Here is a 26,360-nt window from a genome sequence, read left to right on the forward strand (position 1 = left end):
CTTCACTACCTTATTCTCTTTAATTTTGCTATGAAAAAACCATCTATTCCATGAATATTAGGATATATCTTTAAATATCCTTTATCTTGATTATCCAAGTCTACATTTATTGTATCAATTGGAGTTAATTCAAAATTATTATTGTCTTCAATAAAAGAAGTAATTATATTTATATTTTCCACATCTTGAATTGTACATGTACTATATACTAAATTTCCACCAATTTTAACATACTTTGATGCATTTTCTAAAATTTGCTTTTGTATAGAAGTAATATCTTTTAATTCTTCTTCTTTCTTGTACTTAATTTCTGGCTTACGTCTTATTATGCCAAGGCCAGAACAAGGAACATCTGCCAAAACATAATCGAATTTACTTATACTATTTTCATCAATTTCAGAAGCATCAAACTTTTCTATACATACATTTTTAATACCTAGCCTATTTACAGTAGCTTTTATAAGCTTTAATTTGTGGTCAAAAATGTCTCTAGCTATTACTTTACCAGTATTATTCATCAAAGTAGCTAAGTGGGTAGATTTTCCACCAGGAGCACTACATACATCCAAAACAGATGAATCTTCTTTTGGATTAATTACTTTCCCTACTATCATAGAACTTATATCTTGAATTGTAAATAAACCAGCCTTAAATAATTCATTTTTTTCTATATTCTTCATTTTTTCGACTTTAATAGCTTCTTCTACCATAGGAACTTTAAAACATACAATACCCATTGCATTTAATTTTTCAATAAGTTCTTCTCTACTTGTTTTAAGTGTATTTGTTCTTATATAGATACTCGGCTTTTCATTGTTTGCTTCCAATAAATCTTCAGTAAATTCTTGTCCAAAATTATCCATCCAATTTTTTATAATCCAAGAATTATAAGAATACTTTATAGATAGGTATTTTACACTATCTTCCTCAGTTATGTCCATTATAGTATCTTTACTTCTTATTTCATTTCTAAGAATAGCATTTATGAAACCAGAAGATTTTTTATCGTATTTCTTAGCTAATTTTACAGTTTCATTAACTGCTGCATAATCTGATATACTATCTAAAAATAAAATTTGATATGTTCCCATTCTTAAAAAGATTTTAACATAAGTTGACATTTTTTTTACTTTTATTTTTGAAAGTTTATTGATTATGTAATCTAAATAATACTTATTTTCTATTACTCCATAGATTAATTCTGTTGCAAGTCCTCTATCCATATCACTTATTTCTAAGTTTTTAAAATGTTTGTTTATTGCAATATTTGAATAGTTATTGTTTTTCTCTATATCGCATAATACTTTAAATCCAATTTCTCTTGCGTCCATATAAATTTCTCCCTTTTATTAAACATAAAAAAGGGTTGTTTCTAAACAACCCACTTTACTTTTAGTCATCTCTTCTTTGAGCTATTAGTAACAATCTAAGTAATTGAAGTATTGAAACCAATGCTGCTGCAACATATGTTAAAGCAGCTGCTGAAAGTACTTTTCTACTTTGTCTTGACTCACTTTCATCTATAATCCCTAAATTTCCAAGTTGAACAATTGCTCTACTTGAAGCATTAAATTCTACAGGTAATGTTATTATCTGAAATAATACTGAAGCTGAAAACAATAGTATCCCAATTTTTAAAAACGGACCAGCCATAATAAATCCTATAAATATTAGAAACCAAGATATACTTGATGCAAAATTTACTACTGGCACTAAGCTACTTCTTATTTGAAGAGGAGCATAACCTTTAGCATGCTGCATTGCATGACCACACTCATGTGCAGCTACTGCAACAGAAGTTATAGAAGAACCATAATATACATCTTCTGATAACCTTACTACCTTTCTTCTTGGGTCATAGTGGTCACTTAAATGACCTCTAACCATTTCTATACTTACATCATATAGACCATTTGAATCAAGTACTCTTCTTGCTGTTCGTTCTCCAGTATATCCTCGACGTGTTTTTACTCTCAAATACTTATTTGTTGTTGAACTCACTTTAAATTGCGCATATGCAGTGAATAGTATAGCTGGAATTAATATAATCATCGTAGGGTCAAATCCCCAAAACCCGCCATATACAGGGTACATAAATAACACTCTCCTAAAATATATTTTTACACATCCTCTTAATATTCATATAGCTTAAAAACAGTTTAATTACAAGTTAGTTTATTTTCCTGTTAAAAAATCTATAGCTTTTTCAATATCTATCATATCTACATTAGTATTTACACAAGGTCCATTAGGTCTTTTGTTAAATACACCTAAAACAGGAATTTTTTTTATATCTTGTATTCCAGATGTTAAATCTCTTTCACATGCAACAGCTATAACAGCTTTAGGTTTATTGTCTATTATAATCTTTCTAGCTAAAGTTCCACCTGTAGCTACAAAGATTTTTACTTTACTTTTCTTCTTTAACTTAGTTAATTCTCCTATGTTGCATCTTCCACATTCTTTACAATTATCTATATCATTAGTAACTTTTAATTTACAACTATTCTCTTGAATACAATGAGGTATTAAAATTATTATATCCTCTGGATTAAAATTATATTTATTACTGTATATATATTCATTATTTAACTTTATATATATCCTTCTAATCTCACTTTTTGACATACCAAATGATGATGCAATGAAAGATACAATAGGAAATAAGCAACTGGCAATCTTAAAGTTTATTTTCATTATATTTGAGTTAACATTCTTACCTTTAATTACTCTATAAGTAATTATTGTTGAACATAGTATTATAAGTATTAGTGATATTATTATAATATTTATTGCTAAAGAAAATATTTGAGTTAAACTCATTATAAAAAAGTTTACAACTCCTATTAAAATCCCTAATATTAAAATTAAAATCCCAACACTTGTTAAATACTTCCTTATATCTGTCATAGTTTTCACCTAACCCAATACTAAACCAGTTTCTATAGTATTCCCTTTTATATATTCACCAACCAACATTCTCTTTTTATTTGGCATCTGAATTTCTTCAATTAAAAGTACCTTATCTTTAGTACTAACTTTTATACCATCTTTATTTACATCAATTATTGTACCTGCATTTTTTGTACTTTTTTCATCTAATACTTTAGTTTTCCAAATTTTCATTGTAACACCATTATAAGTAGTATAAGCACTTGGCCATGGATTTACACCTCTAACTAAATTGTGTATTTCCATAGCATTTTTTGAAAAATCTATATTTCCTAATGATTTATTCATTATTGGGGCATAAGAAAATTCTTCATGGTTTTGCACCTCTCTTGGTGCAGTGCCTTCTTCAATTAACTTTAATGTTTCCTTTAAAGTTTCTGCACCTATATTCATCATTTTATCATGAAGTTCTCCTGCTGTTATATTTTCATCAAGATTTACTTCTGTTTTTAATATCATGTCTCCAGTATCTAAACCTTCATCCATGTACATAGTTGTAACACCAGTCTTTTCCTCACCATTTATTATTACCCAATTTATAGGTGCTGCACCTCTATATTTTGGAAGTAAAGACACATGAACATTTATACATCCAAGTTTAGGAATTTCTAGTATCTCTTTTGGAAGTATCTGTCCAAAAGCTACAACTACTATTACATCTGGATTTAAAGATTTCATTGTATCTATAAATTCTTCATCTCTAGCTTTGATTGGTTGATATACAGGTATATTATTTTCAATTGCAAGCTCTTTTACTGGACTCATTCCCAGTTTTTTACCTCTTCCTTTTGGTTTGTCTGGCTGAGTTACAACACCTAATATATCATACTTTTCATCTATTATTTTTTGTAAACAAGGAACAGCTATATCAGGTGTCCCCATAAATACTATTTTCATTAAATCAACTCCTACTACTTTTCTATTCTGTCAACAAATAAAATTCCATCTAAATGGTCTATCTCATGACAAAATGCTCTAGCTAAAAGTTCTTCTCCTTCTAACTCTATAGTTTCACCATTTCTATTTAAAGCTCTAACTTTTACATAATTTGGTCTTCGAACATCTCCAGCTTCTCCAACAACACTTAAACATCCTTCCTCATCTATTTGCTCTCCAGATGTTTCTATTATTTCAGGATTTATAAGTTCTATAAGTTCTTCTCCAATATCTATTACTACTACTCTTTTTAAAATTCCAACTTGAGGTGCAGCTAATCCAACACCATCAGCATCATACATAGTTTCTGCCATATCATCTAATAATTGTATTATTTTTTCATCAATTTTTTCAACCTTTTTTGATTTCTTTCTTAATACTGGTTCTCCTATTTGAACTATTTGTCTTAAAGCCATTATATTTCCTCCTAAATTTATAATACACTGTTTGGATTAATATCTATAGATACATTGATATCTTTATCAAATATCAAATCTCGTTTTGTTATACATATATATTTTATTATACCCTTTAACAGATTAATTTCAATATTTTCATCTTTAAAGAGTATCTGCCATCGATAATTTTGATTTATTTTTGATATTGAACATGGGTTTGGACCTAATATAAATCCTAAATCATTTATACCCCTTTTTTCTAATAAATAAATCAATGATGCATGCATATTTTTTATATTTTTTATTACTAACCTTTCATCTTCCCCACTAACAACTACACTCAACATGTTATTAAAAGGAGAATATCCAAACGCTTTTCTTATTTTTATCTCATCTTCATAAAAACCTTCATAATCATATTCAATAGCATGCTTAATAGCATAGTGTTCAGTGTCATAGGTCTGAAGTACTACTTTTCCCTCTTTATCAGCTCTCCCCGCTCTTCCAGAGACTTGAGTTATCAACTGAAATGTAGTTTCAAAACTTTTAAAGTCTGGAAAATTTAATATCATATCTGCAGATAAAATACCCACTAAAGTTACATTATCAAAATCTAACCCTTTACTTAACATCTGCGTCCCAATAAGTACATCTGCTTCTTTATCTTTAAATTTATTTAGTATTTCATCTAAAGCACCTTTTTTTGAAGTTGTATCCTTATCCATTCGTAATGTTCTTACATCTGGAAAAATGCTTTTTAATTCTTCCTCAATCTTTTGAGTACCAACTCCAAAAGGTTTAACATAATGACTTTTACACTCAGGACACTCCTTTGGGATTTCTTTCTCATAACCACAATAGTGACATCTTCCAGTGTTACTTTTCTTATGATAAGTTAAAGATATATCACAATTTTCACATTGGAACACATACCCACACTTTCTACAAGATACAAAATTTGCATAACCTCTTCTATTTAAGAATAGTATGACTTGACTATGCTCTTCAATTGCACGACTTATTTCTTTTTGTAGTTTAAAACTGAATATACTCCTATTTCCCTTATTCAGTTCTTCTTTCATGTCTACAACTTCAATATTAGGAAGAGGTTTATCATTTGCTCTATTTTTTATATTTATGAGTTTGTATTCTCCATATTTTGCTTTATAATATTCTTCAATTGAAGGAGTAGCTGAACCTAAAATAAGAGTTAAATTATTTTTTAATGCCATAAATCTAGCTACCTCTATAGCATTAAATTTTGGATTCTTCTCAGACTTATATGATGACTCATGAAATTCATCAATCATTATAAGTCCTAAAGAATTAAAAGGTGCAAATAGAGCTGACCTAGCTCCAATTAAAATTCTTATTCTACCTGCTTTTACAGCTTTATATACATCGTGCTTTTCCCCTTCAGATAGTTTACTGTGAAACACTCCTACTAAATCACCAAATCTACTCTTCAACCTATCTATTGTTTGAGGAGTTAATGCTATTTCAGGAACTAAAAATATACTATCTAAACCTTGATTTAATGCAAATTCTATTATTTCCATATAAACTTCAGTTTTTCCACTTCCTGTTACACCATGAATTAAGTATGGTTTTTTATCATCCACAAACATATTCGACTTTATCTCATCAACCGCTTGTTGTTGCTCATTGTTTAATTTTATACTTTTTGATGCACATTTGTAAATACTTTTTGGTTCTCTATAATAATCCTTAAACTCTAATGTTATTAACTTTTTTTTATTTAAAGAAGTTATACTTTGTCTTGAAGCATTTAATAAGTCTAATAAATCATTTATCTCTACATTTTCATTATTTTTAAGAAAACTTAATATCTCTTTTTGCTTGCTTCCCACATTTATTTTATTTTGTTCTATATAATCATCAATTTTATCACTTTCCAAGCTCAAAGATATATAACATACTTTCTTTTCATTTTTGTGATTTTTGTATTCCCAACATAACTTTATAATTCCATTTTTATTCATCGTGTACAAAGAACTATTTAGATTTGGTATATATTTTAACTTATCAACCTTAATTTTTCCTTTACTATCAATTACTTTTTCTACTATTTCTCTATTTTTATCACTTAAGGTCAATATCTTTTCCTTTAATTGAGCTTCGTTTAACTCAATTAAATTTTCACCTAATAATATTACCTTATAATTATTTAATTTGTATCCTTTTGGATATATTAAATTTATACATTCTATATAAGTGCACAAATATCTATTTTTCATCCAATAAACCAATTCCAAGTCTTCTTCTCTAAATATTGGATTCTCATCTAATACATCAATTATTTCTTTTGTCTTTATTTTTTCTTCTAAATTATCTGTAAATTGAAATACAAAGGCTTCTGTTGGTTTATTACCCCTTCCAAATGGAACTAATATTCTATGTCCAATTCTTATAGATTCCGATAAAAATACAGGAATTTGATATGTAAATAAATTATCTGTGTATATAGTATTACTTCTCACTATTACCTTTGCATATTTTTTCATTGTAAAACCTCTACTTAAATTTAATCTACTGTTCATATTCTAATATATTTTACAAAATGTCAAAAATCTCAGTATTTATAAAAAATTTCAAGTCATTAATAATATTAACTATATCTTAATAGTTAACTATTAATTATATTTTATACTTTATGGCAAAATAAATGCTGAAAACTACAATTTAACTGACATTTGCGAGTTTTTACTCGCTAAAATTAAATTGCAGCTTTCAGCTACTTTAGCTGTGATAAAATACACAAATATCATATTTAAAAAAGTTCTTATTTCTCAAGTAACACTTTAATTTTATTTAAAATAACATTAGCTACTTCTTCTTTTTTCATTTTAGGATACTCAGTAATATTTCCTTCTACATCTATTATTTTTACAATGTTAGTGTCAGTTCTAAAACCAGCACCTTCTTTAGTTAAATCATTTGCCACAATAAAATCTAGATTTTTCTTTTTTATTTTTCCTTTGGCATGTTCTATAAGGTCGTTAGTTTCAGCTGCAAATCCTACTAATATCCTGTCTTCTTTTATTTTTCCTATTTCATAAGCAATATCATAATTCCTACTTAGTTCTATTGATAAATCATCATTCTTCTTTTTAATCTTTTTGTCAGAATATGTCTTTGGTTTGTAATCTGCAACTGCTGCACTTTGAATTACTATTTTATTTTCACTTAGATTTGATACTACTGCTTCATACAAATCCTGTGCTGACTCTATTTTTACAAATTTTTTAAGGTTTTGTGGGATAGAAAGATTTGTAGGACCTGATATTAATGTTACATCAGCGCCTCTATATATAGCTTCTCTTGCTATAGAATATCCCATTTTCCCAGAAGACCTATTAGTTAAATATCTTACTGGGTCTATACTTTCTACAGTTGGACCAGCTGTAACTATAATACTTTGACCTTTTAAATCTTGTTCTTTAGTCATATTAGCTAAGACTTCTTCCACTATTACATCTGGATTAGCCAATTTACCTGCTCCAATATCTCCACATGCAAGTCTTCCACTTTCTGGTTCAATAAATTTATACCCAAAGTCCTTTAAAGTTTGAATATTTTTTTGGACAATTGGATTTTCATACATATTAGTATTCATAGCTGGTGCTATCAAAACTTGTGCTTTAGTTGCCATAACAGTAGTTGTCAACATATCATCAGCTATACCATTTGCAATTTTTCCTATAATATTTGCACTTGCTGGCACTATTAAGAATAAATCTGCCTTTTTTGCTAATGATATATGCTCAACTTCCCAAGTCTTTGGTTCTTCAAACATATCTTCTACTACATAATTTTGACTTAGCGATTGAAGTGTAAGTGGTTTAACAAATTCTGTTGCCGATTTTGTCATTATAACATGGATATTTGCATTTAGTTTTTTTAACTTACTTACAACATCACAAGCTTTATATGCAGCTATTCCGCCGCTTATGCCAATTACAACAGTTTTATCTTTTAGCATGACCTTACTCCTCTTCTGAAATTTGTTTGTGTTGCTCAGCGTGGTGTCTAGCTTCTTCTATCTCGATTTCTTCTTCTGTTAACAATCTATATGTTATTTTTCCACTTGCAACTTCCTTAGTGGCTACACATACAGGCTTCTCTTTAGCTTTATTTGAAACGTATGGTTCTTCTCCATCAATTAATTTTCTTGCTCTCTTTGAAACAGTCCCTACTAAATAGTATCTGTTGTCTATTTTTTCTAGTACCTCATTGATAGATGGTTTTAACATAATTATAATTCCTCCTTGAATTTCTCTATTATAATATTTTTATATCTGCTAACTTTATTCTTTTCAGATGATATTATACCTTCTATTTCTTTAGCAGATGTTTTTACATCTTCATTAAATATAAAATAATCATAATCCTTAATCATTTTAATCTCTTCATATGCACAACTAAATCTCTTTTCTATTTCAGATTCTGTTTCTGTACCTCTTCCAACAATTCTATTTTTTAGTTCTTCAAGTGATGGTGGTAGTACAAATATAAATACTCCCTCTGGGCAAACTTCTTTTATTTGTTTTGCTCCTTGCATTTCAATCTCTAATAGCACATCCTGCCCTTTTTCTAAACATTCCATTATTGCTGCTTTTGGAGTTCCATAAAAGTTATCATAAATTTGAGCATACTCCAAAAACTCACCTTTTTTTATCATTTCTTCAAATTTTTCCTTACTTATGAAAAAATAATTTACTCCATCAACTTCTCCAGTCCTTGGTTTTCTTGTAGTAGCTGATACAGAAAGTTTTATTGTATCATTTTCTTTAAGTAGTTCTTTGCAAATAGTACCTTTTCCTGCACCTGATGGTCCTGATACAACTAGCAATAATCCTTTTTTCGCAAACATTTAAGCATTCCCCTTCTAATATTGTATTCTTACTCTATATTTTGTATTTGTTCTCTTATTTTTTCTAATTCACTTTTTACTTCCACTACTAAATTAGTTATATTTATATCAGACGACTTTGAGCCTATAGTATTAGTCTCTCTGTTCATCTCTTGTATTAAGAAATCTATTTTTCTACCTATAGAATCATCTTTAAATATAGTGTTTTTAAGTTGACCTATATGACTTTTAAATCTAACTATTTCTTCTGTTATACTGCTTTTATCTGCATATATTGCAACTTCTTGTGCTAATCTATTCTCATCCATTATGCTTGGGTCATCCAATAATTCACTTATTCTCAAATTCAATTTTTCTCTATAATCTTCTACAACACTACTTGAATATTTTTCAATTTCTTCTATATGAGTTTTTAATAAATCACATCTCATAGTAATATCTTCTGCTAATTTTTTACCTTCTTCGCTTCTCATTTCTTTTAATTTTATTAATGCATCTTCAACAGCTTGATTCAACATTGACCATAATAAATCTTCATCATCTTCTTTTTCTTCTATTTTTACAATATCAGGAAACCTTGCAACATTCATAACACTAATATCATCTATAATATCGAATTTATTTTTTATTCCTTTTAGTATCTCTATATATTGAGAAGCTAGTCCTTCATCAAAGTTTAAGTTTACATCTTCTTTGCCTAATAAGTCAAATTTTATGTATAAATCTACTCTTCCTCTTTTTACATAATTTTTTACTAAATTTCTAACTTTATCCTCTAAAAATGAAATTTTTCTTGGAAGACGTATATTTATATCTGAATACTTATGATTTATTGTTTTACATTCCACTAAAAAATAATAATTGTCATCTTTGTATTCCCCTCTTCCAAAACCAGTCATACTTATAGCCATTAATTAATCCTCCAAAACACCTTCACATATTTTTACTGCTGGACCTGTCATATAAGAGAACTCTCCTACATCTATTTTAACTGTTCCTCCTTGAGAAGTTACATTTACGCTACTTTCTACCATGTTAAGTAAATTGCATACTATTGCTGATGCAGTCATACCAGTCCCACATCCTAAAGTATATCCACAACCTCTCTCCCAAGTGTAAACATGTATATTATACTTATCTTCTACCTTTACAAAATTTACATTCGTTTTTTCAGGAAATATTTTATTATTTTCAATCTCTTTTCCATATTTACAAACATCATCTACATCTAGCTCATCTACTATAACTACTGTATGGGGAACCCCCATCAACATAGAAGTAAGCATAAAATCCCTATCTAGAACATTTATACTTTCTTGTACAAAACGCTCTCTATCTGTAGATACTGGAACATCTTTAGCTATAAAACTTCCTTTTCCCATATTAACTCTTATGGAATTTATTTCACCATTTGTAAGATTTATTGTTATATCTTTAATGCCATCCAATGTATCTACTGTAAAATTTTCTTTTTTTACTATTCCATTATCATAAACAAATTTACAAAAACATCTAAGACCATTTCCACACATGGCTGCTCTTGAGCCATCAGAATTGTAATATACCATTTCTACATCTGCAACTTTTGAATCTTTTACGACTAATAAGCCATCCGCTCCTACAGAAAATCTTCTATGGCATACTTTTTTTGCTAAAGCAGTATAATTTGATGAATCTATATTGTCGAATCTTCCATCTACTGCAATAAAATCATTACCTATTCCATGTAGTTTCCAAAATTTCATAAGTATCGCTCCTTTGTAAATTAACACTTAAACTATTATAACATAAAAAAATTCCCATAAACTTATAATTTACGGGAAAAGTTTTGTAATGACAACTATAATTTGAGGATGTGAGGGAGAGTTGCCATTACAATTAGGGTAATTATATTATGTTTTTAAGCTAGTTCTTTCTATGTTTATATAATAATATTTCTATATGAATTTTATGTATGTTTTATTTAAACTGTCTATGAATTTTATAATTAAATGTCTAATAACTATCTATAATTCTCTTTTTGTAGATTTATATTAACATACACCTATTAACTCTTTAAGTGTTTTTAAAACATAGTCTAAATCTTCTTTCGTAATATCTACATGAGTTACAAATCTATACTCACCATTTTCCATTTTATTAATTTTTATATTTCTGTCAAAAAGTTCTTTTATTAAAACATCCTCTTTTATAACATCTTCACTCATTTTAAAGAATACCATGCTTATATCTGGATTAATGTTGTTTACTTCAATTCCATCTATTTTATTTAATTCACAGGCTAAATACTTTGCATTTTCGTGGTCTTCGTTTAATCTTAATGTCATTTTTTCAATGGCAATGATACCAGCAGCTGCAACTATACCAACTTGTCTCATTCCTCCACCCATAACTTTTTGCTTTCTTCTAGCTTTTGCTATAAATTCTTTACTTCCAGCAAGTATAGAGCCCATTGGTGCAGCTAAACCTTTTGATACACAGAACATAACACTATCACAATACTTTGCCATTTCTTTAGCTTCTATACCTAAAGTTAAGGCAGCATTAAATAATCTTGCTCCATCAAGATGTACTGGTAAGTTGTGTTTCTCAGCTATCTTTTTAATCTCTTTTAAATTTTCAAGGCTCACAACAGTTCCGCCTGAATACGCATTTTCTACACATATAAGACCTGTTTGTGGTTCATGTATGTCATCTCTTCTAATTGCCTTTTCAACAAGTTCAGGATTAAGAGCTCCATTTTCATCTTCATCTATAGTTCTAAGTTGAACTCCAGCTATTACAGCAGGTGCTCCAACTTCATGAGTTACAATATGATAACCTTTACCAATAATGATTTCTTGTCCTCTTAGACAGTGAGTAAATAAAGCTAGTTGATTTCCAAAAGTTCCACTTGGAAGAAAAATAGCATCTTCTTTTCCAACTTTAGCTGCTGCTAATTCTTCAAGTTTATTTACAGTTGGGTCATCCCTAAAGATTGAATCTCCAACAGGAGCCTTTGCCATAGCTTCTCTCATTTCATCAGTAGGCATAGTAACAGTATCACTTCTTAAATCAATAAATTTCATTTTTTCAACCTTCTTTCATAATTTATATACTATTACACTTTAAAATTGATTTATTTTTTAAAGCTTATATATAATAACTTATACTTTACACAATAATTATACTATATTTATTTTACATTTAATCAACTTTAAATTATTAATTTTAAAATATAGTATTTCCTTTCATAATAAGCATAAATAATTATTCAATTTAAATATTACTATCTTGTTTAAATTTCCCCTAGTCACAAAGCATATATTATGTGTATAATTAATTTACTGACTATTTTGGTCAAAGAAAGGGGTGCTATATATGGCATTAGATGGATTAGTTATACATTCAATAGTAGATGAATTATCATCAAAACTTACAGGTGGTAAAATAGATAAAATACATCAACCTGAAGACGATGAGGTAATTTTTAATATAAGAAATAATAAAGAAAATTTTAGATTGGTCTTAAGTGCAAGTGCTTCAAATCCTAGAGTCTATCTTACAAGTAATTATCAAAAAGAAAACCCTCTAAAAGCACCTATGTTTTGTATGTTACTTAGAAAATACATACAAGGTGGTAACATAGTAGAAATTTCTCAAGTAGGTTTTGAAAGAATAATAAAGATAAGTATTGAATCTTTGGATGAACTAAAAGAAAAGACAACTAAAAATATTATGATTGAAATTATGGGAAGACACAGCAACATAATAATAACTCATAATGAAGATGACAAAATTATAGATTCAATAAAAAGAGTACCTTTTAGCATAAGTAGAGTGCGTCAGGTTTTACCTGCTCATAGCTATTCGTTGCCACCAAAACAAGATAAACTTGACCCTCTTGAGAGTATATCTAAAGATTTGTTTATTAATAACTTGAATGAATTTGAAGGACCTATTTTTAAGTCTATATATTCTAAATTTCTAGGCATAAGCCCTACTATAGCAAAAGAAATCTGTTGCCGAGCAAATATAAATCAAAGTACTTCTATAAAGGATGTAACTAGTGAACAGTTTGATTCTTTATACAAAGAATTTTGTAGTTTGTTCAGTGCTATAAATGCTAGCAAATACTCACCTTGTATTGTTATAGATAAAAAAGTGGATAAAGTAGTAGATTTCAGTTGTGTAAATCTTACATTATTTAGTGATTTATCATATATCAATAAAGATAGTATGTCTCGTATTCTAGAAGATTTTTATAGAACTAAAGATATTAAGGATAGAATTAATCAACGTTCATCTGACTTAAAGAAGAGTATATCAGTTAAACTCGATAGACTTTATAATAAACTAAAAAAACAAGAGGAAGAATTATCAGAGTCTGAAAATGCAGATATTTACAAGGTAAAAGGAGAGTTGATTACTTCATATATCTATATGGTAGAAAAAGGTATGGAGAGTATTGAAGTTGCTAATTTTTATGATGAAAATTGTAAGAATGTAACTATAGAATTAAATAAAAACCTGACACCATCTGAAAATGCTCAGAAATATTTTAAAAAGTATAATAAAATGAAACATGCTAAAGTTGAAATATCTCATCAGATTTCATTAAATAAGGAAGAAATAGATTACTTGGAAAATATAATTTTAAGTATTGAAAACTGCGAAAATTTAGCTGAATTACAAGATATAAAAGAAGAGCTTGCCAAGGTTGGTTATATCAAGGCTCAAAAGAAGAACAGTAAAAAAGATACTATTCCTTCTACAAAACCTCATGAGTTTATTTCTTCTGATGGATTTAAGATTTTAGTTGGTAAAAATAATAAACAGAATGACTATCTTACACTAAGACTTGCTGATAATGATGACTTGTGGATGCACACAAAGAATATTCCTGGCTCTCATGTAATAATAAAATGTGCTGGTAAAGAAGTTCCTGATAACACTATATTTGAAGGGGCAATGCTAGCAGCATTTTTTAGTAAGTCAAAGCTTTCTTCTCAGGTACCTATAGACTATACTAAAAGAAAAAATGTAAAAAAACCTAGTGGTTCTAAACCAGGGATGGTTATTTATGAGACTAATAGTACTATTTATGTTACTCCTGAAGAAGAAATGGTAGCCAAGCTTAAAGTTAAATCAGAATAAATTTTAAATTAAATACAAGATTTGATATCAAATAATTATACATTGTCTGTCAAATGAAAAAAGGCTATCTCAAAATAGGGATAGCCTCTTTTTCATTGTTAAAATGATGAAGATACATTTAATCTTCTAACAAACTATTTTTTATTTTACTGATTTGCTTTAACAACTCATTATATTCTGATTCATAATGTTCTTTCTTTATATTATCTTTTTCTATAGACAACATAGAGATAATATTTGTAAGTCTATTTTCTAATACTAAAAGATTTTCTTTTTTAGTTTTGTTTTCTCTACTCGGAGCTTTTTTATTTCTATTGATTATATATTCATCATAAGAACAATCAAACTCTCTTATTTTATTATTTTTTATTTCCATAATATAGTTACAAATATGTGATGTAAATATTCTATCATGAGATACTATAAGCATAGTTTTATCAGTATTTATCAATGCCTTTTCTAGTGCTTCCATAGATTTTATATCTAAGTAGTTTGTTGGTTCATCAAACACTAAAAAGTTGTTATCTTCCAATATTATTTTACATAGTGCTACTTTTACTTTTTCTCCACCACTTAGTACTTTTACCTTTTTGTAGACATCATCACCATTAAATCCAAATAAATTTAAATTTATTCTTATAAAAGACTCATCAAATGAACTATTAACCTTAACGTTGTATAAAACACTATTTTCTTCATCTAAGATATTTTGATGTTGGTCGAAATAACCTATATTTACCTTGTTATTTATTTTTATACAGTCATTTTTATTACTTAATATTTCTTTTATCAGAGTACTTTTTCCACATCCATTCTCACCTAATAAAGCTATTTTTTTGCCTCTTTTTATTTTAAAAGAAACATTATCTAGTAGGCATTTATTTCCTAGATTTAAAGTCATATCTTTTATCTCTACTAAGTTTTTGCTAATTATCTCCATACCATCTTGAATCTTAATCTTCATTTCAGTGGAGACCTTAGGTTTATTCTTTATCTCAAGATTATCAATTCTACTTTTTATAGCCTTCACATTTGAGTCTAATTTTTTCTTATTAGTTTGCCCACCCATTTTGTGTAATCTGGCCTCTGAGTTACCCATTCGTTTTGGAGTTTTTCTTACACCATCACTTAAAGCTTTTTTGTATAAAAGAGCTTTTTCAAGTCTTTTTTTCTCTTTAACATATTCCTGATACTCAAAATCAGCTCTTTTTACTTCTTCATCTTTTTGCATTAAATAATCAGTGTAATTACCTTTGTAAGCTTTTAATTTTCCATCCTCTAACTCCACTATAGTTGTACATAACTCATCTAAGAAACGTCTGTCATGAGATATTAATAATAATGCACCTTCATATCTTTTAAACATATTTTCTAAAATACCAATACTTTTTTTATCTAAGTTTGAAGTTGGTTCATCAGCTATTAATATACTTTTCTTATCACTTAGCGCATCTGCTATCTTTAGCTTGATTTTTTCACCTCCTGATAAGTACTCTTCAAATCTATCTGGAGCATTTAAAATACTCTTTTCTTTACTATTACTACACATTTCAATGTTATTCTCACTTTGACTTATATAAGAATAGCTATCTGTAAGATGAATATGACCTTCATCTATTTCTATTTCACCTAATATTGCTTTTAATAAAGTTGTTTTTCCTTGACCATTTGAACCAACTAGACCTATTTTCTCACCTTCTGACACTTCAAACTTATCTATATCTAAAATTAATCTATCAGAATAATATTTCTTTAAATTTTCTACTTTTACTAACAACATAAAAAAATCCCTCCTTAACACACTTAAATATAAGGAGAGATTTACATAAATAGGCATAACAAACAAACGTATAGACTATAATCTACTCTCCTTAATTCAAGCATCGTAAATAAAGCCACCAAAATAGGCTTTTCAAAAATTACAATACTTTAAATTATAAAAAATAGATTATATTCTCATTGTCCCAGTTACCTTGCCCTTTCTTTCATTTATTTTTAACTATTATATCAACATTAATTACAAATGTCTATATAAATTTAATTATTTAAAATTACACAAGTCATTATTTACTATTCTTCAACTTTAAAATCCTTATTATTTAAAATTCTATTTAATACAATTCCAACAATTGCAGCTAAGCTAAGACCTGTTATCTTTACTGTACTTGTTATTGGTATCCCTATGGATATACCTTTATTAGACAGGTATGTTGTTCCAAGACCTATTAGTAATATAACTGCTATTATTAACAAATTGATTTTACTTTCTACACAAGAACTATCTCTTATAGTTTTTAATCCCACATAAGTTATCATTGAAAATAGCATTATACTAATTCCACCCATAACTGAGCTTGGTATACTTTGAAGAAATCCTCCAAACTTACCTACACAAGCAAGTAATATAGCAAAGACTGCTGTACGTCTAAGTATTGAAGGGTCATAGTTTTTAGTTATAGCAAGTACAGCTGTATTTTCTCCATAAGTTGTATTAGCTGGTCCACCTAAACAACCTGCAACTATAGTTGCAAATCCATCTCCAAGTAAAGTTCTGTTTAAACCTGGATTTTCTATAAAGTTTTTACCAACTACAGCTCCATTAGTAGTCATATCTCCTATATGTTCCATAAATACAGCTAATACAACTGGAGATATAATTACAATTGCTCCCAAGCTAAACTTAGGTATTGTAAAATTAGGTATTGCAAATAAACTTGCTTCTGCAATTGTAGTTACATCTACTAAATTTAATATTAAACATATTATATAGCCAGAAAAAACAGCTATTAATATTCCTAATTGCTTTATAAATCCTCTACCAAATTTATTAGTTAAAATTGCTATTGCTAAAGTTATAAATGCTATTACAAAATTTGCTGAAGCCATACTAAAAGCTGTTGGCAATAAATTTAATCCTATAACTACTATCATAGCTCCTGTAACTTGTGCTGGAAAATACAATTTAATTTTATTTACTCCAACTACTTTTACTATAATTGACATTATAATATAAATTAATCCTGCTACTATTATACCACCTTGAGCATATGCTAAGTCTCCACCATATGCCTCTTTAGCAGCCAGTATAACTGGTATAAATGCAAAACTTGAACCTAAAAAGGCAGGTACTTTTCCTTCTGTACAAAAATGAAATATCAATGTACCAACACCAGCACAGAAAATCGCAACTGACGGATTGAAGCCTGTCAAAATGGGAACTAATACCGTCGCTCCAAACATGGCTAATAGATGTTGTAAAGACATTATCGTTTTTTTCATAAAAACCTCCAAAATTATTATATATAAATAAATCCTCTGTTTAATTAATATCTTTTAATTAATTATCATTCCCTAGATTCTATTTTTTAATCTCTATATACTTATCATAAAACTTATCTTTTTTTACATTTTACGACATTAAAAACTCAAATAAAGGAGAATAAAGACTACATTAAGACACACATACATAAAATTATAATATTTATTTTGTGCAATCTATGTAAGCTTTATCCTCCTCCCTGACTATTCAATGCTAAGCTTTTATACAATATTTTAAAATTATTATTCTTTGATTGTAACTGAATCTTCTCCATCAATTTCTAGTAAACTAACAGATATAATTTCATGTCTAGAAGTAGGTACATTTTTTCCTACATAATCTGCTCTTATAGGCAACTCTCTATGTCCTCTATCCACTAATACTGCCAATTGTATTGACTTAGGTCTTCCTATATCAATAATAGCATCCAGCGCTGCTCTCACAGTTCTTCCTGTATACAAAACATCATCAACTAGAACCACAGTCTTATCATTTACATTAAAATCTAAATACGTTCCCTTAACTACAGGTTCCACATCAATTTTTTCCAAATCATCTCTATACAAGGTTATATCAATATCTCCTGTATCCACTTTTGTTCCTTCTATTTGTTCTATTCTTTTAGAAATTCTATTTGCAATTGGTACACCTCTGGTTTTTATTCCAACTAAAACTAGATTTTCTACACCTTTATTTCTTTCAATTATTTCATGACTTATCCTAGTAATTGCTCTTACTATTGCTTTTTCATCCATTAATTGAGCTTTTTCTACCATATCATAATTATTGTCAAATATATAATATATATTTTTGACAAGTCTACTCCTTTCTTTTAATTTTTATAATTTTATTCTTAATTAAAATTTCAATTTAAACAACAAAAAACTCCTCATCACAAGACAAGAAGCTCTTATATAAAAATATACAGTCTAATTTAGCAATTGTCTTACGATATCTCTGTATCGTTTAAAGATAATTTTTATAATCCATTAACTCAAATTATATATTTATATTTCAAATTTTTCAAGCTTTTTTAAGCAAAATACTTTAATATAAAATATTTTAGTTAAATTTCACTAAATTTATCACTTATACAAAAACAAATAAATGATTTATAGTACCACACGAACTCTTATTTAATTTTTCTAATAACTTCCTTGAAATACTCGGGTAATTCTGAATTAAATTCAATATACTCCTTTGTAGTAGGATGTATAAATCCTAACTTCTTGGCATGTAAAGTTTGTCCTTTTAATTTAAATTTATTTTCTTTTGGACCATATACACTATCACCTAAAAGCGGGTGATTTATAGATAAAGCATGAACTCTTATTTGATGAGTTCTACCAGTTTCAAGTCTAGCCCTCATATGAGTAAATTTATCAAATCTTTCTACTACTTCAAAATGCGTAGTTGCATTTCTACCATCTTTTACTATAGCCATTTTTAGCCTATCTTTAGGGTTTCTTCCTATAGGCTTGTCTACAGTTATTTTATCTTCTTTAACCACACCATAACATATAAATTCATACTCTCTAGTTATAGTATGTTCCTTTAATTGTTCTGCTAAAAAATTATGTGCATAATTATTCTTAGCTATCATAAGAAGACCAGAAGTATCTTTGTCTATCCGATGAACTATACCTGGTCTAATAACACCATTTATTGATGATAATTTATCTTTACAATGGTATAAAATCCCATTTACCAATGTATTTTCATAATTTCCAGGAGCCGGATGAACAACCATGTCTTGAGGTTTGTTTATTATCAAAACATCATCATCTTCATATGCAATATCTATTGGAATATCTTGAGCTACAACTTCTAAAACTTTAGGTTCTGGTATCTCTATAACAATATTATCGTCTTCTTTAACTAGATACTTAGCCTTTTCTACCTTATCATTAACCTTTACTTTACCATCTTTTATAATTTTTTGTATATAACTTCGTGACATATCACCTAGTTGCTCTGCTAGATAAACATCAAGTCTAATCTCTTCTTCTTCTTCAAGTACCAAAAACTCTTTTACTTCATCCATTAAATCACCTACTTTTACTTTCAAAAAATAAAACATATATGCATAAAAATACAGTTCCTACAACTACAAATACATCTGCTATATTAAATACATATTCCCATATAATCCTAAAGTCGAAATAATCTACTACAAAACCCAGTCTAACTCTATCAACTAGATTTCCTAATGCTCCTGATATTATTAATATAATACCCAGCTTACCAAATATATGTACTTTTCTTGTATTAAGATAATATAATCCAAATACTGTTGCAAGTAATGCAACTATTATAAATATCCATTGGTTATTTTGTAGTAATCCAAATGCTGCACCTCTATTTTCTACATAAGTTAAATGAAATACATTATTTATTATTGGTATTGTTGATACATCTACCAAATTATTCAATACCCATATTTTAGACAGTTGGTCTAATCCTATAAGTAGAATTATTATTAATACATATAGCAATTATTTTTCCCCCTATAAATTATTTAAAAATCAATTTTATTTGAAACACGCTATTACTATTATACAAAAAAAATACTCCAAAGAGCAACTATCTTAAAATATTAATGATGCTTGTAAATTTGCAATACAAACATCATTAATATTTTAATAAGTATTTTTTATTTTTGTACTTGTTCATTTTTATCTAAGTGAGCTATAAGTTCTGATATTGTTACAAATTTATATCCTTTTTCTTTTAATTTAGGTATTACTACTTCTAAGGCTTGTATAGTTTGTGACTTATCATTCCTTTTATTATTATAATCATGTAAAAGTATTATATTACCATTTTGAACTTTTGTAAGAATAGTATTTATAATACTTCCCACCCCAGGATTAGACCAATCTCTAGGGTCTAGGTTTGACCATAGAATTATGTTCATACGCTTAGAAACTATAATATCACAAACACTCTTACTCATGGCTCTATATGGAGGTCTAAATATTTTGGGTTCTACTCCAATTACATTTTTTACAGCATTTTGTGTGTCTGTTATTTCTTTTTCTACCTTATCATAACTATTTTTTGCAACATTTATATGTGTGAACGTATGATTCCCTATCTCGTGTCCCTCATCATACTGTCTTTTTAATAATTCTTTATTATATTCTACCTTTTCTCCAACCACAAAAAAAGTTGCCTTCACATCATTTTTCTTTAGTATATCAAGTACTTGTGGTGTAAAGACCTCATCTGGACCATCATCAAAGGTCAAAGCTATAACCTTTTCATCATCATTTCCTTTTTTTATTATCACATCTTCATAATCACTGATTTTACTATCACTCAAACTATAAGTTTCTTTTAAGTTATCTTGATTATGATTATATGTATACACACCTACTAGTGATAATAAACATATACATATACCCCATATTACCTTTTTCATGTCATTACCTCTTTTCCAATTCACTTGAATAATATGTGATGTCAGTTTTTAGTCTTTCAATAATTCATTTTTATTTAAATCAGTCAAATCAGTCAAGTATTCAGAATAAAAATTAGTATTTTCAACTTCAGGATTTTCACTTGCATCTCCTAATAAATCATCATTCTTATTAGCACAACTATTACATAAATTTGTATCTGGTAATATATCCAATCTTTCTAAATCTATTTTTTTATGACATAAGTCACAAATCCCATACGTTCCATCTTCTATTTTAGATAAGGCTAAATCTATTTGATACATTCTTCCTTCTTCATGATTTATTAAGCTATTTTGCATATTTTGCATATATACATCTGTTCCCATATCTCCTATATGATTATCATAACTAGATAGCTCTCCTGATGAATACTTTTCGCTTGTATGTTTAGTCGTATCTCCAAATAAAGTATTGTCTTTCATATCTACTACTAAATTAGTTAATTTTTCTTTTTCCTTTAATAATCTATCTTTATATTTTTTAGTATCCATTTTCAACACCTCTATTTTCATATTTATATCATAAAAATAGTATGTGGAAAACTAAATTAAACATACAGTAAAAAATAAGATTTGATAAAAAAAATTGTAGGTAAATTTTAAATTTACCTACAATTTTTTGAACATAATTTAAATATAAATTTTTAATTTTTTATAATAAACATTTCTCTAACTTGCCAATTTATGACTATTTTGTTCTTTGATATCTTTAGCCTTTTTAAAGAATAAAAGTCCAAGAATTATTGCAACAACAATACCTATTCCATTAGATATATTAACTGGCAATCTAAAACCTTCTTTTGCCTGCATTATATAGCTAAATGTAACTACAGTCATAAAAAGTGCTGGTAATGTAGTTATATAATGATTTTTATTTGCTTTAACTAAATATGCAGAACCAGTCCACAACATTATCATAGCCAGTGTCTGATTTGCCCAAGAGAAATATCTCCAAATTATATTAAAATCTATAAATGTAAGAGCAACACCAACTGCAAACAATGGTAAAGCTATTAAAAATCTATTTTTAACTGCATCTTGATTATAATTCATTGCATCTGCTATTGTTAATCTAGCACTTCTAAATGCTGTATCTCCAGAAGTTATAGGACATGCTACAACTCCAAGTATAGCCAAAGCCCCTCCAATAGGACCCATCAATCCAACAGACACTGTATTTACAACTGTTGCTGCTCCACCATCATTAAATATTACGTTAAGTTGAGGTATACCATGGAAATATGACATGGCTGCTGCTGCCCAAACTAAAGCTATTATACCTTCTGCAACCATTGACCCATAAAATACAGGTCTTGCTTCACTCTCTTTTTCAACACATCTTGCCATTAGTGGTGATTGTGTTGCATGGAAACCTGATATTGCTCCACATGCTATTGTTATAAATAAGTAAGGAAATAAAGGTGTTCCATTTGGATTCATATTTTGTAAATTTATATTTGGTATGTTATATCCCTTTATTATTAATCCTCCTGCTACACCTACTGCCATAATTAACAAAGCAGCTCCAAATACAGGATATATTTTACCAATTAATTTGTCTATTGGTAAAACAGTAGCCATAATATAATAAAGAATTATCACCCCAACCCATATTTGCGTATTTATACCTGTCAATGTTTTTAATAATCCTGCTGGACCTGTTACAAACACAACTCCAACCAATACTAAAAGAATAACACTAAATATTCTCATTGCTATTTTTGCACCATTACCTAAATAAAGACCTACCAACTCTGATGCAGATGTACCTTTATTCTTCATTGATAAATATCCAGAAGCAAAATCATGTACTCCACCTGCAAAGATTGTTCCAAATACAATCCATAAAAATGCTGATGGTCCAAATAATGCTCCTTGTATAGCTCCAAATATAGGTCCTAATCCTGCGATATTTAAAAATTGAATTAAAAAGATTCTCTTCCATTTCATTGGAACATAATCTACTCCATCTCTACAAGCTATAGCTGGAGTTTGATTTTTATCATTGATTCCAAAAACCTTTTCTACAAATGTACCATAGATAAAATACCCTGCTATAAGTACTACTATTGAACCTAAAAAACTTACCATAAATTCATCCCCTTAGTTTTTTGTATAATTGCTTTATAAATTTTTATAAGTTTAAGAAAACTATTTCCAGTTCAAATAGTAATACTTTTTTATGCTAATATAAATGTTAATTATATTAAGTGCATATTTAAGTACATGAAATGACTTTATATATGCATCAATAACCTAAATTCTTTTACTTTGCTTCTACTTACAGTTACCTCATAATCACTATTTTTTAATTTTAATATGTATGTATTATTAAACCATGGTATAATTTCTTTTACTTTGCTTAAATTTACGATATAAGACCTATGTGTTCTAAAAAAAGCTTTATCATTTACCATAGTTTCTACTTCTGAAATTCCTTCTTTTAATATAAACTTTTCTTTCTCTGTATATATGAATGTCTGCCTTTCATTGGCTTCACAATAATATATATCATCAATATCTATTACAACCAGTTTGTCACCTTTCCAAAGACTAATTTTATGTGTTATTTCTTCTATATTTTGATTTATTATGTCTTTCCTGTCATTGGATAAATTATTATTATCATTAGATAGTTCAGAACTATTCATTTCACTTTTTTCTAACTTATTCAGCATAGAAATTATTCGCTCTTCAGAATATGGCTTAAGCACATAATCAAATACACCCAAAGAAAAAGCATCAACTGCATAATTTTCATACGCTGTTATAAAAATAATTTTAGGTCTCGATTTAAATTGATTCAATGTTTTTGCAAGCAATATACCATCAAGATGAGGTATATTTATATCCAAGAAAATTACATCTATTTTATTTTCCTGAATAAAATCTAACACCTCTATACCATTAGTAAATTCACTCACTACCTCAATGCTACTTTTATTTTCAATAAAATATCTCAATTCCTTTCTTGCTGGAAACTCATCTTCCACTATTATAGCTCTCATCCTACTACTCCTTTACATAAAATACTATCAAAGTCCCATTGTCAGTTCTTCTCATATTAAGCCCATTTCCATACATTAATTTGAGTCTTAAATGCACATTATAAAGCCCAATCTTATTTTCAGGCATATTATCTTGATATACATTATTTATGATTTCCTCACTTATACCTATACCATCATCTTCAATTGATATTCTTACAGTATTTTCTAATGAATATTGTAATTTTTTTATAGATATTTTTACTGTACCAGCTCTACCACTTTCTAAAATCCCATGTATTATTGCATTTTCCACCAATGGTTGTATAATCAAACTTGGAATCTTTATATTTACATCATCTATATCATAAGATACAGTTAATAATTCTCCAAATCTAGCCTTTTCTATCTCTACAAAAGATTTGACCTGCTCAACTTCTTTATTTATATCTATTAAATTATCACTATATTCCAGATTATATCTTAAATAAGTTGATAAATTTATTATTAGTTCTCTGGCTTTATCTGGACTGAATCTTATAAATGAAGCTATTGTGTTTAAGGAATTAAATAAAAAATGAGGATTAATCTGTCTTTGAAGTGCCTTTATCTCTGCTTTATTTCTTGCTTCTATATCCTTTTTATCTTTTTCAATCCCCTCAACTATGGATATAACAAATCCTATTCCAATCTGTCCAACAATTAAAGGCAAATATATTCCACCAATTATTTGAATCGCTAAAGAATGTGGATGCGATATTAAATATATAAGTAGTATAGTAAAACTTTCAGAAACCATACCTACCAGTATGCCATATATTACTCTATGTTGTTTTGGTATCCTCTTGTATAGAAATCCAGACAATACACCTGCTAGGATACTTGATAAAAGACATGGGACAGATGTTATACCTCCAATATCCATAAAGTATCTATGAATACCAGAAAGAACCCCCGCTGTAATACCTACCATTGGTCCAAATAAAACACCTCCTGATACTATAGATATTATTCTGGTATTTACTATTGAACCCATATAATTTATACCATTGTAAGTACCAAATATAGCCAAAAAGGTAAAAACTAATGCTATACATACCAAATCATTAAAACTGTATTCTTCTTTTTGAAATATTTGCTTAAACGTTTTTGACTTTGTTATCAGAAGAAATAATACAACAATAAGACTTGTTTTTTCTATTAATGCTATTAAAATTGATGTTTTCATATTTTCCCTCTTAAAAAGTAACTATTCATACACTTTAAATTTATTATTTTTACTGTAAGTTAAATACATAAAAATAAATTCCATAGTTATTGTATCATATCATCTATATAGAAACATAAATCCGTTTAATTATATAAATTTAAAAAATGTTTTTTTGATATATTATTGACAATTTTTATTATAAGAGTTAAAATTAACTCATAAATTACATATTGGGTATAAAGTACATATTTAAAGTTAGTTCAGAAGGCTATGGTTTTCTGATTTTTTTATGCTCAGTAGTGATATGCAAAAAAGACAAAGTTAACGTTAGTTAACTTTTACCTTTATTCTACTTTCCCCAAAGTAAGAATAATCTAACCCCTTTGAGATGAGCAGAAGCTCATCTTTTTTTATGTATATTTCTATATATGTAAAATCTTCTCCTGCACCCAAATCAGCATGATCAACTATTTCTCTAATCCCATCAATACATTTACCTGATTTTGCTACAAACTCTACAAAATCTTTATCACAATAAGAATCAGCAGATTTTCCTTTAAAATCTAGACTATATTTACACTTATACATTAATGTAGAAGATTCACATATTCTAATTGCACTTTCAAGCATATATTCATTAATTTCATTTGTAATACCTCTTGTTTCAGCTTTCAAAATAGCATTATCAGGGATAACATTACGCCCTGTACCTGCTTGCAACACTCCAATATTAATACGACTTGCACCTTTTCCAGTTCTAGGTATAGCAAGCATATTTAGTGTTGCTATTGCTGCTGCAAGGGCACTATGACCACCAAATATGTAGTCAACTTCATGTAGAATTCCTTTTTCTACTAAAGAAATTGCACCTCTTCCACCTTCTTCAGCAGGTTGAAATATAAGCATAACTTTTCCTTTAATCTTGTCTTTGTATTTTGATAAAATCTTTGCTGTCCCAAATCCAATAGCAGTATGTGCATCATGACCACAGGCATGATGCTCTGAATTGAAACCTTCCTTTACAGGAACATGTCCAGGTTCGTCACTTTCTATCAAATCATTACA

At 28.1% G+C, this 26,360-nt stretch carries 24 protein-coding genes; 1 reads left to right on the forward strand and 23 read right to left on the reverse strand.

Going from position 1 to position 26,360, the window contains the following annotated elements:
* Positions 1-5: 5 nt before the first annotated feature.
* From rsmB to ltaE, 12 genes are all read right to left on the reverse strand, one after another.
* Positions 6-1,331 (reverse strand): 16S rRNA (cytosine(967)-C(5))-methyltransferase RsmB, encoded by a 1,326-nt coding sequence (gene rsmB / locus Q3304_RS04020; protein WP_167639610.1) that lies wholly within the window; start codon positions 1,329-1,331, stop codon positions 6-8.
* A 61-nt stretch (positions 1,332-1,392) separates the two neighbouring features.
* Complete coding sequence (locus Q3304_RS04025; protein ID WP_407814764.1) at positions 1,393-2,094, reverse strand: zinc metallopeptidase; 702 nt, start codon at positions 2,092-2,094, stop codon at positions 1,393-1,395.
* 81 nt (positions 2,095-2,175) lie between these two features.
* Complete coding sequence (locus Q3304_RS04030; protein WP_054271162.1) at positions 2,176-2,910, reverse strand: DUF116 domain-containing protein; 735 nt, start codon at positions 2,908-2,910, stop codon at positions 2,176-2,178.
* A 9-nt stretch (positions 2,911-2,919) separates the two neighbouring features.
* Complete coding sequence (fmt, locus tag Q3304_RS04035) at positions 2,920-3,849, reverse strand: methionyl-tRNA formyltransferase (RefSeq protein ID WP_407814765.1); 930 nt, start codon at positions 3,847-3,849, stop codon at positions 2,920-2,922.
* Positions 3,850-3,863: 14 nt separating this feature from the next.
* Complete coding sequence (def, locus tag Q3304_RS04040) at positions 3,864-4,304, reverse strand: peptide deformylase (protein ID WP_054271164.1); 441 nt, start codon at positions 4,302-4,304, stop codon at positions 3,864-3,866.
* Positions 4,305-4,321: 17 nt separating this feature from the next.
* Positions 4,322-6,847 carry a primosomal protein N' gene (gene priA, locus Q3304_RS04045; protein WP_407815410.1) on the reverse strand — a complete coding sequence of 842 codons (2,526 nt, stop codon included), beginning with the start codon at positions 6,845-6,847 and terminating at the stop codon, positions 4,322-4,324.
* 242 nt (positions 6,848-7,089) lie between these two features.
* The gene (gene coaBC / locus Q3304_RS04050; protein WP_231300942.1) at positions 7,090-8,289 is read right to left on the reverse strand and encodes a bifunctional phosphopantothenoylcysteine decarboxylase/phosphopantothenate--cysteine ligase CoaBC; all 1,200 of its coding nucleotides are present in this window, start codon (positions 8,287-8,289) and stop codon (positions 7,090-7,092) included.
* A gap of 4 nt (positions 8,290-8,293) precedes the next feature.
* Positions 8,294-8,560, reverse strand: a complete 267-nt coding sequence (gene rpoZ / locus Q3304_RS04055; protein ID WP_021385513.1) for a DNA-directed RNA polymerase subunit omega — start codon at positions 8,558-8,560, stop codon at positions 8,294-8,296.
* A 2-nt stretch (positions 8,561-8,562) separates the two neighbouring features.
* On the reverse strand, positions 8,563-9,180 hold the full coding sequence (gene gmk, locus Q3304_RS04060) for a guanylate kinase (RefSeq protein WP_054271167.1): 618 nt from the start codon (positions 9,178-9,180) through the stop codon (positions 8,563-8,565).
* Positions 9,181-9,209: 29 nt separating this feature from the next.
* Positions 9,210-10,091, reverse strand: a complete 882-nt coding sequence (locus Q3304_RS04065) for a YicC/YloC family endoribonuclease (RefSeq protein ID WP_054277253.1) — start codon at positions 10,089-10,091, stop codon at positions 9,210-9,212.
* 3 nt (positions 10,092-10,094) lie between these two features.
* A complete protein-coding gene (gene dapF, locus Q3304_RS04070; protein WP_407814767.1) occupies positions 10,095-10,925 on the reverse strand; it encodes a diaminopimelate epimerase in 831 nt (276 codons plus the stop codon).
* A 288-nt stretch (positions 10,926-11,213) separates the two neighbouring features.
* On the reverse strand, positions 11,214-12,248 hold the full coding sequence (gene ltaE / locus Q3304_RS04075) for a low-specificity L-threonine aldolase (RefSeq protein WP_054277255.1): 1,035 nt from the start codon (positions 12,246-12,248) through the stop codon (positions 11,214-11,216).
* 292 nt (positions 12,249-12,540) lie between these two features.
* On the opposite strand from ltaE, the gene Q3304_RS04080 reads away from it, so the two are divergent.
* Positions 12,541-14,316, forward strand: a complete 1,776-nt coding sequence (locus tag Q3304_RS04080; protein WP_407814768.1) for an NFACT family protein — start codon at positions 12,541-12,543, stop codon at positions 14,314-14,316.
* Positions 14,317-14,434: 118 nt separating this feature from the next.
* On the opposite strand, the gene cplR is transcribed toward Q3304_RS04080, so the two are convergent.
* From cplR to Q3304_RS04135, 11 genes are all read right to left on the reverse strand, one after another.
* Positions 14,435-16,096: an ABC-F type ribosomal protection protein CplR gene (gene cplR, locus Q3304_RS04085; protein ID WP_407814769.1), complete on the reverse strand. Its 1,662-nt coding sequence runs from the start codon at positions 16,094-16,096 to the stop codon at positions 14,435-14,437.
* Positions 16,097-16,386: 290 nt separating this feature from the next.
* Positions 16,387-17,595 (reverse strand): uracil-xanthine permease family protein, encoded by a 1,209-nt coding sequence (locus Q3304_RS04090; protein ID WP_407814770.1) that lies wholly within the window; start codon positions 17,593-17,595, stop codon positions 16,387-16,389.
* Between the two features lie 282 nt (positions 17,596-17,877).
* Entirely contained in the window at positions 17,878-18,411 is a 534-nt protein-coding gene (gene pyrR / locus Q3304_RS04095; RefSeq protein WP_054277257.1) for a bifunctional pyr operon transcriptional regulator/uracil phosphoribosyltransferase PyrR, read from the reverse strand.
* A 356-nt stretch (positions 18,412-18,767) separates the two neighbouring features.
* Positions 18,768-19,715, reverse strand: a complete 948-nt coding sequence (locus Q3304_RS04100; protein ID WP_407814771.1) for an RluA family pseudouridine synthase — start codon at positions 19,713-19,715, stop codon at positions 18,768-18,770.
* Positions 19,684-20,130 carry a signal peptidase II gene (gene lspA / locus Q3304_RS04105; RefSeq protein ID WP_054271176.1) on the reverse strand — a complete coding sequence of 149 codons (447 nt, stop codon included), beginning with the start codon at positions 20,128-20,130 and terminating at the stop codon, positions 19,684-19,686. Before lspA ends, Q3304_RS04100 begins: the two co-directional genes overlap by 32 nt.
* A 158-nt stretch (positions 20,131-20,288) precedes the next feature.
* Positions 20,289-21,059 (reverse strand): polysaccharide deacetylase family protein, encoded by a 771-nt coding sequence (locus Q3304_RS04110; protein WP_407814772.1) that lies wholly within the window; start codon positions 21,057-21,059, stop codon positions 20,289-20,291.
* A gap of 48 nt (positions 21,060-21,107) precedes the next feature.
* A complete protein-coding gene (locus tag Q3304_RS04115; RefSeq protein ID WP_054271178.1) occupies positions 21,108-21,590 on the reverse strand; it encodes a TraR/DksA C4-type zinc finger protein in 483 nt (160 codons plus the stop codon).
* A gap of 177 nt (positions 21,591-21,767) precedes the next feature.
* Positions 21,768-23,189 carry a carbon starvation protein A gene (locus Q3304_RS04120; RefSeq protein WP_054271179.1) on the reverse strand — a complete coding sequence of 474 codons (1,422 nt, stop codon included), beginning with the start codon at positions 23,187-23,189 and terminating at the stop codon, positions 21,768-21,770.
* A 146-nt stretch (positions 23,190-23,335) separates the two neighbouring features.
* Positions 23,336-24,106 carry a LytTR family DNA-binding domain-containing protein gene (locus Q3304_RS04125; protein ID WP_074178487.1) on the reverse strand — a complete coding sequence of 257 codons (771 nt, stop codon included), beginning with the start codon at positions 24,104-24,106 and terminating at the stop codon, positions 23,336-23,338.
* A gap of 4 nt (positions 24,107-24,110) precedes the next feature.
* Positions 24,111-25,313 carry a sensor histidine kinase gene (locus tag Q3304_RS04130; protein WP_054277260.1) on the reverse strand — a complete coding sequence of 401 codons (1,203 nt, stop codon included), beginning with the start codon at positions 25,311-25,313 and terminating at the stop codon, positions 24,111-24,113.
* 309 nt (positions 25,314-25,622) lie between these two features.
* A partial coding sequence (locus Q3304_RS04135) for a M20/M25/M40 family metallo-hydrolase (protein WP_407814773.1) occupies positions 25,623-26,360 on the reverse strand: 738 nt, incomplete at its 5' end.

The organism is Clostridioides sp. GD02377, from assembly GCF_045899875.1.
In the GTDB taxonomy this organism is placed as follows: domain Bacteria; phylum Bacillota; class Clostridia; order Peptostreptococcales; family Peptostreptococcaceae; genus Clostridioides; species Clostridioides difficile_A.